Below are 11,272 nucleotides of genomic sequence, written 5' to 3'. Positions count from 1 at the left end.
ATAGAGGAAACACTCCTTCCCATTCCGAACAGGAAAGTTAAGCTCTATAGCGCCAATGGTACTGCATGGGAGACTGTGTGGGAGAGTAGGACGTTGCCAGGTGAGTAATGAAAGAGATAGTTTAATTACTATCTCTTTTTTCTTTATTTAAAAATAAATTGTTTATACCAACACATAAAATCTTACAATTTTTTATTCTTATTAATTTAGGTTGTAAGAAACAATTAAATTCATTGAAAATCTATATTTATAAAATTTATATTTAAAGAATATTTTTAAAAAGTTTATATCAAAATTAAAGTCGAAAACTAACTATATGTCTTTCGGCTTTTTTATTTTTATATAAATAAAAAAAGAAAAGTAATGTAGTTGTATATAATTTTGTAGAAATTTATATTTAAAAACAAATGGAGTATATAGTAATTAAATGTTATAATTGTAAATGAATGTATGGTAAGTGGGGAGGGGATTAAAAATGGTACAAGCAGTAAAGAAAAAAGCTACAATTAAGAAAGGTCAAATAACAGATTTCGATAGTTATTTATTCCATGAAGGAAAAAATTATAACAGTTATAGATTTATGGGAGCTCATCCTACCACTGAAAAGCGAAAACGTGGGGTTAAATTCACAGTTTGGGCACCAAAAGCAAGTAGTGTGTATGTAGTTGGAGATTTTTCTGATTTTAAGCCACTTGAAGAATATAAATTAGAAAAAATAACAGATATGGGAATATGGAGTTTATTTGTTCCAGATATAGCTCCAGGAGTTAAATATAAATATTATATAGTTAATCAGTGGGGAACTCATGGAGTATATAAAGCAGATCCATATGCTATGGAATCAGAAATGAGACCGAATACAGCTTCAATTGTTAAAGAGGATATAAAATTTAAATGGACTGATAGAAAATGGATTAATAAAAGAAATAAAATGAATATATATGAAAGTCCAATAAATATATATGAGGTACATCTAGGTTCATGGAAAAAGAAAAATAATGAGTTTTTAACATATAGTGAATTAGCAGAACAACTAACTAATTATGTTGTAGAAATGGGCTATACGCATGTAGAACTAATGCCTCTTGTAGAACATCCGTTAGATGCTTCTTGGGGATATCAAGGAACTGGATATTATTCTCCAACTAGCAGATATGGGAATGCAGAAGAATTGAAAGAGTTAATAAATTGTCTTCATAAAAATGATATAGGGGTAATTTTAGATTGGGCACCAGGACATTTTTGTAAAGATGAGCATGGATTATATATGTTTGATGGAAGTCCAACATATGAATATCAAGAAGGTTGGAAAGCTGATAATAAAGGCTGGGGAACATTTAATTTTGATTTAGGAAGGCCAGAAGTAAAAAGTTTCTTAATATCAAATGCATTATATTGGATTAGAGAGTTCCATGTAGATGGATTAAGAGTTGATGCAGTTTCAAATATTCTTTATCTAAATTACGGAAGAAATGATGGAGAATGGATACCTAACATCTATGGAGGTAATGGATGCTTAGAAGGAATACAATTCTTAAAAGATTTAAATACAGCAGTATCTTCCGAATTTGATAATGTATTAATGATTGCTGAAGAATCAACAGCATGGCCAAATGTATGTAAGCCTGTCAAAGATGGAGGACTTGGATTTAATTTTAAATGGAATATGGGATGGATGAATGATACGTTAAAATATGTAGAACTTGATGCTATATATAGAAAATATCATCATAATAATTTAACGTTCTCTATGATGTACAATTATTCAGAAAACTTTATATTACCTATTTCACATGATGAAGTTGTTCATGGAAAGAAATCTTTATTAAATAAGATGTGGGGAGACTATTGGAAAAAGTTTGCTGGACTTAGATTATACTTAGCATATATGATTGGACATCCAGGAAAAAAACTTTTATTCATGGGTTCTGAATTTGGCCAGTTTATTGAATGGAGAGATTATGAAGAACTTGAATGGAGACTTATAGATGAGTTTGATATGCATAAAAAGGTTAATGGATTCTGTAAGGATTTAAATAAATTCTATAAAGAAAATAAATCATTATGGGAGTTAGATTATAATCCAGAAGGTTTCAAATGGATAGATGCAGATAATAGTAGTCAAAGTATATTTGTGTTTATGAGAAAAGGTAGGGAGGAAAAGGATACATTAATATTTATATGTAACTTTACTCCAGAAGTTTATCATAATTTCACAATAGGTGTTCCGTATTTTGCTGATTATAAAGAAAGATTTAATACTGATAAAATGGAATATGGCGGATCAGGACAAATTATGGAAGAAGTAATGACTGCAAAAAATGAAAAATATCATAATATGCCATATTCAATAAATATAAAAGTTCCTCCAATGGCTATATCAGTTCTTGGAATAGAACAATTTAATGAGCTAAAAATTGAACAAGAGGTTTCTAATATATTAGAAAATGAAGAAAAAATTTCTGATGAATTAAAGAGCGAAGAAGAACTTGATGATAAATTAGAAAATGAAAATACAGTTAATTGTGAATTAGAGATTGAGAATAAAACTATTATAGAAGAATAACAAGGAGTGAACTAAATGATGAAGGTTTTAATTGCTGCATCTGAAGCACATCCTTTTATTAAAACTGGTGGACTTGGAGATGTTATAGGGGCATTACCTGAAGCACTAAAGAAATTAGGTATAGATGTTAGAGTAGTAATACCAAATTATAGAGATATAAAAAGAGAAATAAAAGATCAATTACAAGTTATAAAAGAATTTAAATTTAAGATTAACTTTAAAAATGAATGTTGTGGGATATTACAATATAAGTACAACGATGTTACTTATTATCTTTTGGATAATGAATATTATTTTAAAAGAAGTCAGTTATATGGATATCATGATGATGGAGAAAAATTTGCATTTTTTAATAAAGCTGTACTCGAGTTTTTAAGGGAAATAGATTGGAAACCTGATATTATACATTGCAATGACTGGCAGACAGGAATGATACCAGTTTTGCATAAAGTTGATTATATTAATAAAAGTTTTTATAAAGATATAAAAACAGTAATTTGTATTCATAATTTATTTTTTCAGGGAGTAGTTTCCACTAATATACTTTCGAACCTTTTTGGATATAATTATGAGTTATTAAATGATGAAAGTTTAAAGTTATATGATGGAGTAAGCTTTTTGAAAGGAGCTATAAATTTTTCGGATAAAGTTATAACAGTAAGTAAAACCTATGCAGAAGAGATACAAACTCCTGAATATGGTGAAGCTTTAGATAAAATATTAAGTTCTAAAGGAAAAGAGCTTAATGGAATAGTAAATGGAATTGACTATAATGAATATAATCCAGAAACTGATAAATATATATTCAAAAATTATTCTATAAACACATTTGAATATAAAAAAGATAATAAAGAAGAGCTTCAAAAGGAACTTGGACTTAATATTGATAGAGATATACCTATGATTGGAATGGTATCTAGATTAACTCATCAAAAGGGATGTGACTTAATAATAAATATGTTAGATGGAATATTACATGAGAATATTCAGGTAGTTATTTTAGGTACAGGAGATAGTATTTACGAATCTAAATTTAAGGAATTTCAAGAGAGATATCCAGATAAAGTGTCAAGCAATATAATGTTTAATGATGAGCTTGCTCATAAAATATACGCAGGATCTGATATGTTTTTGATGCCATCATTATTTGAGCCGTGTGGACTTGCTCAATTAATAGCTTTAAGATATGGAACAATTCCTATAGTTAGAGAAACTGGTGGTCTTAAGGATACAGTTATTTCTTATGATAGGAATACTGGAATTGGAACAGGATTTAAGTTTAAAAAGTATGATTATAATTTACTTAAAGAAACGATTGAATATGCATTAGAAGTATATAAAAATAAAGAAATTTGGCAAGGATTAATACTACAGTCTATGAATTCTGATAATAGTTGGGGAAAATCAGCTAAAGAATATAAAAAGTTATATGAAGAATTAATAGATTGATACTCAGTTTTTGAGATATCAGGAGGTTTTAATTAATGCCAATAACCATAGAAACATTTAAAAGAGATTTTAAAGAGAAGTTTTTAAATATATATGCTAAAGAATTTAGTGATGGTACTGATTTAGAAAAATATCAAGCACTAGGAATTTTAGTTAGAGAGTATGCTACAAAAGATTGGATTAAAACTAATAATAAATATAAAGAATTAAAAGATAAGCAAGTATATTATTTTTCAATGGAATTTTTGCTTGGAAGATTATTAGGAGATTCTTTATTAAATCTAGGTATTAGAGAAATTTGTAATGAAGGATTAAGAGATTTAGATATAGATTTGGGAAAACTTGAAGAAATGGAGCAAGACCAAGGTCTTGGAAATGGAGGACTTGGAAGACTTGCAGCTTGTTTTTTAGATTCTATGGCATCTTCTTATGTACCTGGACATGGATGTGGTATCCGATATAAGTATGGATTTTTTAATCAAGAAATTATAGATGGGAATCAAGTTGAAGTAGCAGATAAATGGTTAAAATCTAAAAATGTTTGGGAAATAAAAAGAGAAGATGAATATGAAATTGTTAAATTTGGAGGAAAAGTTACAGCATATAATAAAGATGGTAGGCTAACTTTCTATCATGATGAATATGAAAGTGTAAGAGCTGTACCATATGATACTCCAATAATAGGATATGAAAATAATGTAGTTAATACTTTAAGACTTTGGAGTGCTGAATCTATTAATGATGATTTTGATTTTTCATCTTTTAATAAGGGAGAGTATTCTAAAGCTATAAATAATAATTCTGTTGAGTCGATATCTTATATACTTTATCCTGAAGATTCTTTTTATGAAGGAAAGTTATTAAGATTAAAGCAACAATATTTTCTTGTATCAGCAGGTATTCAAAGTATTATAAGAAATTATAAGAAAAATGGAGGCAATATTAGAAGATTAAATGAAAATATTGCAATTCATATAAATGATACTCATCCAACTCTTGTTATTCCAGAATTAATGAGGATATTAGTTGATGAAGAGAATTTAGATTGGGATGAGGCTTGGAATATAACTCAAAATACAGTTTCTTATACTAACCACACTATACTTGCAGAAGCATTAGAAAAATGGCAAATAGAAATTATTGAAGGATTATTACCAAGAATTTATATGATTATAAATGAAATAAATGAGAGATACTGTAGAATTCTTTGGAAAAGATATCCTGGAAATTGGGGCAAGATTTCTAGTATGGCTATTATAGCTGATGGATATGTTAGAATGGCAAACTTAGCCATAGTAGGTAGCCATAGTGTAAATGGAGTTGCAAAGCTTCATACAGAAATATTAAAACATAAAGAGATGTCGGATTTTTATGAGTTATTTCCAGAAAAATTTAATAATAAAACAAATGGTATAACTCATAGAAGATGGCTTATAAAAAGTAATCCAAAGCTAACAAAGTTATTAAGAAGTACAATTGGAGATGAATTTATTAAAGATCCTACAGAGCTTATAAAGTTAAAAGATCATTTAGACGATTATAATGTATTAGATTCTCTTTATAGTATTAAGTTTGAAAATAAAGAAAAATTAGCAGAAGAAATATATAAAAGAGAAGGAATAGTAGTAAATCCAAATTCAATTTTTGATGTTCATGTAAAAAGAATACATGCATATAAAAGGCAAACATTGAACTGTTTAAGAATAATGGATTTATATAATAAATTATTAGAAAATCCTGATTTAGACATAGTTCCAAGAACATTTATATTTAGTGGAAAAGCTGCACCAGGATATCGTTTAGCTAAGAATATAATTCAATTAATAAATGCTATTGCAGAAAAAATTAATAATGACCCCATTGTTAAAGATAAAATAAAAGTAGTTATGTTAAGTAATTACAATGTATCAATAGCAGAAAAAATAATAAGAGCAGCTGATGTAAGTGAGCAGATATCAACTACTACTAAAGAAGCTTCAGGTACATCTAATATGAAGTTTATGATGAATGGAGCTATAACAGTAGCTACTTTAGACGGAGCTAATATAGAAATAAGGGATGAAGTTAATGATGATAATATAGTAATCTTTGGATTAACTTCAGATGAAGTAATAAATTATTATAAGACATGTAGCTATTCTTCTTTTGATATATATAATAGTAATAATCGAATAAAAAGAGTATTAGATGATTTAGTTAATGGAAAGTATTCAGAAGATAAAAATAGGTTTAAGGATATTTATGATAACTTATTAATTTATAATGATGAATTTTTTGTACTAAAAGATTTTGATGATTATATAAAGGCTCAAGATGTTATAGATAAGCTATATAGAAATCAAAGAAAGTGGCAAAAAATATGTGCTATTAATATAGCGCATTCAGGTATGTTTTCATCAGATAGAACAATAAGGGAGTATTCTAAAGAAATTTGGAATACAAGAAATTTGTATAAAGGTAAATAATGAGGGGGCTTTTATGATAGAAGATAATATTTTTCATAATTCTCACGATTTACATTATAGAAAACCATTTGGTGCAGTAGAAATTGGTAAATATATATCTATATCAATAGATGTAGGGTTTGATGCAACTGTATATTTAAATTTAATAAAATTTGATTTCTCTAAACATAGGGAATTGATGAAAAAAAGAAATGATAAAACTAATAGATTTAGTATAGATATAGACACAAATAATCTATATGGAATAAACGGTTATTATTTCGAAATTATTTATAATAATGAAGTGATGTATTATGGAAATAATGAAGAGGAATTAGGGGGAATTGGTAAGTGCTATAGGTATAATCCTAAAACTTATCAATTAACAGTATATAAGAAAAGAGAAGTACCTAAATGGTATAAAGAAGGCATTATATATCAAATATTTGTAGATAGATTTTTTAATGGAAATGATAATGGAGTAGTAAATAATCCTAAAAAGAATAGTTTTATATATGGAAATTGGGATGATAATCCTATGTATATTAGAGATAAAGATGGAAATATAGTTAGATGGGATTTTTATGGTGGCAATTTAAAAGGGGTCATAAAAAAATTACCGTATATTAAATCTTTAGGGGCATCAATTATATATATGAATCCAATATTTGAAGCTACAAGTTGTCATAAGTATGATACTGGAAACTACGAAAAAATAGATGAAATGTTTGGTACTGAAGAGGACTTTAAAACATTATGTGATGAAGCAAAAAAATTGGATATAAAAATTATATTAGATGGGGTATTTAGCCATACTGGATCAGATAGTAAATATTTTAATAGGTATGGAAATTATGATGAGATAGGTGCTTATCAATCAAAAGATTCTAGATATTATAACTGGTATAGATTCTATGAATATCCAAATAAATATGATAGTTGGTGGGGTTTTGATAACCAACCTAATGTAGATGAATTAAATGAAGATTATATAAATTATATAGTGAAAGATAATAATTCAATAATATCTAAATGGATGAATTTAGGTGCAGATGGTTGGAGATTAGACGTTGCAGATGAGTTGCCTGACCAATTTATAAAAGTTATGAAAGAAAAAATGTTAGATATTAATGGTGATAGTGTTTTGATTGGAGAAGTATGGGAAGATGCTTCAAATAAGGTTAGTTACTCTAAGAGAAGAGAATATTTCTTTGGATATGAACTTGATTCGGTTACTAACTATCCATTTAGAGATATAACAATAAAATATTTAACAGGAAATATGAGTTCAGAGTATTTTGCTAAAAGAATGATGAATTTATATGAAAATTATCCTATAGAGAATTTTTATAGCAATATAAATTTATTAGGAAGTCATGATACTGAAAGGATATTAACTATTCTAAGTGAAAATAAAGAGCTTATTAATCTAGCGATAGCTATTCAAATGACTATGCCAGGTGTTCCTTTAATATATTATGGAGATGAAGTAGGTCTTACAGGAGGAAAAGATCCTTATAATAGAAAGACATATCCTTGGTCAAATCCAAATAATGAAATATTAAGTATATATAAATGTTTTATAGAGATAAGAAATAGAGAAGAGGCTCTAAAAAAAGGAACTTTAGCATTTATAAGCAATGATAAAAATCTTCTTATATATAATCGTGTATATGGTGATGAAGGTATTACTATAATCATAAATCCTAATGATATGAAGATAGATTATAAACTGGATTTTATAAAAGATGAAGTTTATGACCTTTTAGATAATGCTAAATATAGTAGTAATAATGATAATTATATAAATATAAGTCTAAATAAAAAAGGTGTTAAGATATTAAAAAATATTCTTTAATAACTAGCACTGAGTAATTATTACTTAGTGCTAGTATATAAAAAGCAGTATGGGTTGATTTAATAAATATAAATAAGGTGTAAAAGAGAAGGGGAATAAGGTATATGGGTAAAAAAGAGATCGTAGCAATGATTTTAGCGGGTGGACAAGGTTCTAGATTAGGTGTTTTAACTAAGAATTTAGCTAAGCCTGCAGTACCATTTGGAGGAAAATATAGAATAATAGATTTTCCATTAAGTAACTGCGCAAATTCAGGAATTTATACAGTTGGAGTGTTAACACAATATAAGCCATTAGAACTTAATTCACATATTGGAATTGGTGATGCTTGGGATTTAGATAGAAGAGATGGCGGTGTTGCAATATTACCACCATACCAAAAAGAAAAAGGTGGAGATTGGTATAAGGGAACAGCAAATGCTATATATCAAAATATAGAATATTTAGATAGATATGATCCTGAATATGTTCTTATTTTATCAGGAGACCATATTTATAAAATGGATTATGATAAGATGTTAGAATTCCATAAAGAAAAAAATGCTGATGCAACTATTGCTGTTATAGAAGTTACAATGGAAGAAGCTACTAGATTTGGAATTATGAATACTAGAGAAGATAAAACAATATATGAATTTGAAGAAAAGCCTGCACATCCAAAGAGCACTAATGCATCTATGGGAGTATATATATTTAACTGGAAAGTTCTAAAGAAATACTTACAAGAAGATGAATTAGATGAAGCTTCAAGTAATGATTTTGGAAAGAATATAATACCTAAAATGCTTAATGATAATAGAAGAATGGTAGCTTTCCCATTCAAAGGATATTGGAAAGATGTAGGAACTATAGATAGCTTATGGGAAGCAAATATGGATTTATTAAATAGAGCTGAAGAGTTAGATTTAAAAAATAAAGAATGGAAAATATATTCTAAAAATCCAGTTAGACCTGCACAATATATTGGACAAGATGCTAAGGTTAAGAATTCATTAGTAACAGAAGGATGCTTAATAGATGGTATTATAGAAAATTCAATAATATCACAAGGGGTTTATGTAGGTAAGAACACTATAATAAGAGATTCAGTTATAATGCCAAATGCACGTATAGAGGATAATGTAATTATAGAAAAGGCTATAGTTGGGGCAGATGCAGTCATAGGAAGAGAATGTAGAGTTGGTAATGGAGAGAGTATTGCAGTAGTTGCTGCAAATTCAAATCTAGAAACTGAAGTTATATCTGATGATATGGGATTAGATATAAGACCAAGAGAAATATTTGTATAAGAAAATATCTATAAGAGTTTAAAATCAGTATGGGATGAAAGGGTGGTTTCTTTGAATAATTGTTTAGGAATTATAAATTTAGATGAAAATGAAAATAAAATGGGTGAATTAGTTAGACACAGAACTTTAGCATCAGTGCCTATTTCAGGAAGATATAGAGTTATAGATTTTATCATATCAAACATGGCTAATTCAGGAATTGAAGGAATAGGGATATTTACTAAAAATAAATCAAGATCTTTAATAAATCATTTAACTAATGGTAGACCTTGGGATCTTCATAGAAAGAAAGATGGGCTTAGAGTATTTAATTTTGGAGATTATGAACCAGAATATGATGATGTGCATAATTTTGTCGAAAATATAGAGTTTATAAGAAGCAGTAGAAGAGAATATGTATTACTAGCTCCATCATATATGTTATGTAATATAGATTTTAATGATGTTATAAAAAGCCACATAGAAAGCAAAAATGATGTGACTGTTGTATATAAGGCTATAGATGATGCTGATAAAAACTTTATAGACTGTGAGACATTAAATATAAATGAAGTAAATAGAGTAATAAGTATTGGAGAAAACATAGGTAGAGAAAAAGAAGTTAACATTAATATGGAAATGTATATAATGAAAACAGATCTTTTTGTTAATATAGTTTATGAATGTATAAAAAATGGAGTACACAGAAAGGTTAGAGATTATATAAGTAGAAATTTAAACGATCTTAAAGTTGGGGCTTTTGAGTTTAAAGGATATTTAGCTTGTGTAAATTCTATTAAATCTTATTTTGATACTAATATGGATCTTTTAAATCAAGATGTAAATAAGGAATTATTCTATGATAATAATCCTATATATACAAAATCACAAGATGAGACACCTACACAATATACTGAAGCAAGTAACGTTGTTAATTCAATTGTTGCAAATGGATCTTATATCGAAGGAACGGTTAAAAATTGTGTTATAGGAAGAAGAGTTCATGTAGGAAAAGGAACAGTACTTGAAAATTGTATTATAATGCAAAACAGTATTATAGAAGAAAATGTAGAAATGACTAAGGTTATTGCTGATAAAGGAACAAAGATAAGCAAAAATCAAAATATAAATGGAGCGGAAAACTATCCAGTTACTATACAAAAGAAAAAAGTTATCTAATTATAAAAAAATTTTTAGCATTAAAAAAGGGTGATAAATTATCATCCTTTTTATTTTTATGTAATTTTTTAATTAAACTTTGCCTAGCGTATCAGTAATATAATTTTAGAGTAAAACATAGAAAAAAAGAGAATGATTGTAGTAAATTCTGAATTTGGATGTATATTGAATTTATTGAAAGTATATATGTGATATTATTAGTTTCGTTGTTCGAGCGAAAACAAAGTAAATACGTTTTTGTTTAGGATATACAGAAATCACTAAAGAAAATTTTTAACACATTTAATTGAAAAATATTCTTTAAAAAAGTGTTGACATAAATTATCTTAAGTGGTAAGATAAACAAGTCGCTTGAAGGCGATGAGATAAAAATGGTCTTTGAAAATTGAACAGAATATAAAATACATTTAAACAACCAGCAATTCTTTTTACAAGTAAGTTTTATGAGTTAAATGATTAAACTTTTTATTGAGAGTTTGATCCTGGCTCAGGACGAACGCTGGCGGCG

Annotated in this window: 6 protein-coding genes and 1 rRNA gene; all 7 read left to right on the top strand. The window is 27.5% G+C overall.

Annotated elements, in window-relative coordinates; all coding sequences use genetic code 11:
* Positions 1-102 (top strand): 5S ribosomal RNA (gene rrf / locus SPJ33_RS04230); the annotation flags it as partial.
* A gap of 373 nt (positions 103-475) precedes the next feature.
* Positions 476-2,566 carry a 1,4-alpha-glucan branching protein GlgB gene (glgB, locus tag SPJ33_RS04225; protein ID WP_414627204.1) on the top strand — a complete coding sequence of 697 codons (2,091 nt, stop codon included), beginning with the start codon at positions 476-478 and terminating at the stop codon, positions 2,564-2,566.
* An 18-nt stretch (positions 2,567-2,584) separates the two neighbouring features.
* The gene (glgA, locus tag SPJ33_RS04220) at positions 2,585-4,015 is read left to right on the top strand and encodes a glycogen synthase GlgA (protein WP_321116731.1); all 1,431 of its coding nucleotides are present in this window, start codon (positions 2,585-2,587) and stop codon (positions 4,013-4,015) included.
* 35 nt (positions 4,016-4,050) lie between these two features.
* Entirely contained in the window at positions 4,051-6,480 is a 2,430-nt protein-coding gene (locus tag SPJ33_RS04215; protein WP_321116730.1) for a glycogen/starch/alpha-glucan phosphorylase, read from the top strand.
* Between the two features lie 13 nt (positions 6,481-6,493).
* Positions 6,494-8,317, top strand: a complete 1,824-nt coding sequence (locus SPJ33_RS04210) for a glycoside hydrolase family 13 protein (RefSeq protein WP_321116729.1) — start codon at positions 6,494-6,496, stop codon at positions 8,315-8,317.
* Between the two features lie 104 nt (positions 8,318-8,421).
* Positions 8,422-9,606, top strand: a complete 1,185-nt coding sequence (locus SPJ33_RS04205; protein WP_321116728.1) for a glucose-1-phosphate adenylyltransferase — start codon at positions 8,422-8,424, stop codon at positions 9,604-9,606.
* Positions 9,607-9,657: 51 nt separating this feature from the next.
* The gene (gene glgD / locus SPJ33_RS04200; protein ID WP_321116727.1) at positions 9,658-10,764 is read left to right on the top strand and encodes a glucose-1-phosphate adenylyltransferase subunit GlgD; all 1,107 of its coding nucleotides are present in this window, start codon (positions 9,658-9,660) and stop codon (positions 10,762-10,764) included.
* Positions 10,765-11,272 lie beyond the last annotated feature (508 nt).

This window comes from Clostridium sp. (assembly GCF_034179595.1).
In the GTDB taxonomy this organism is placed as follows: Bacteria; Bacillota; Clostridia; order Clostridiales; family Clostridiaceae; genus Clostridium.
Note: the sequence above shows the minus strand (reverse complement) of the source record. Positions and strands in the feature narration are given on the sequence as shown.

What these genes read in the sequence shown, in the direction of transcription:
- glgB (WP_414627204.1), top strand. Translation starts at nt 476, where the DNA reads ATGGTACAAGCAGTAAAGAAAAAAGCTACAATTAAGAAAGGTCAAATA.
- glgA (WP_321116731.1), top strand. Translation starts at nt 2,585, where the DNA reads ATGAAGGTTTTAATTGCTGCATCTGAAGCACATCCTTTTATTAAAACT.
- SPJ33_RS04215 (WP_321116730.1), top strand. Translation starts at nt 4,051, where the DNA reads ATGCCAATAACCATAGAAACATTTAAAAGAGATTTTAAAGAGAAGTTT.
- SPJ33_RS04210 (WP_321116729.1), top strand. Translation starts at nt 6,494, where the DNA reads ATGATAGAAGATAATATTTTTCATAATTCTCACGATTTACATTATAGA.
- SPJ33_RS04205 (WP_321116728.1), top strand. Translation starts at nt 8,422, where the DNA reads ATGGGTAAAAAAGAGATCGTAGCAATGATTTTAGCGGGTGGACAAGGT.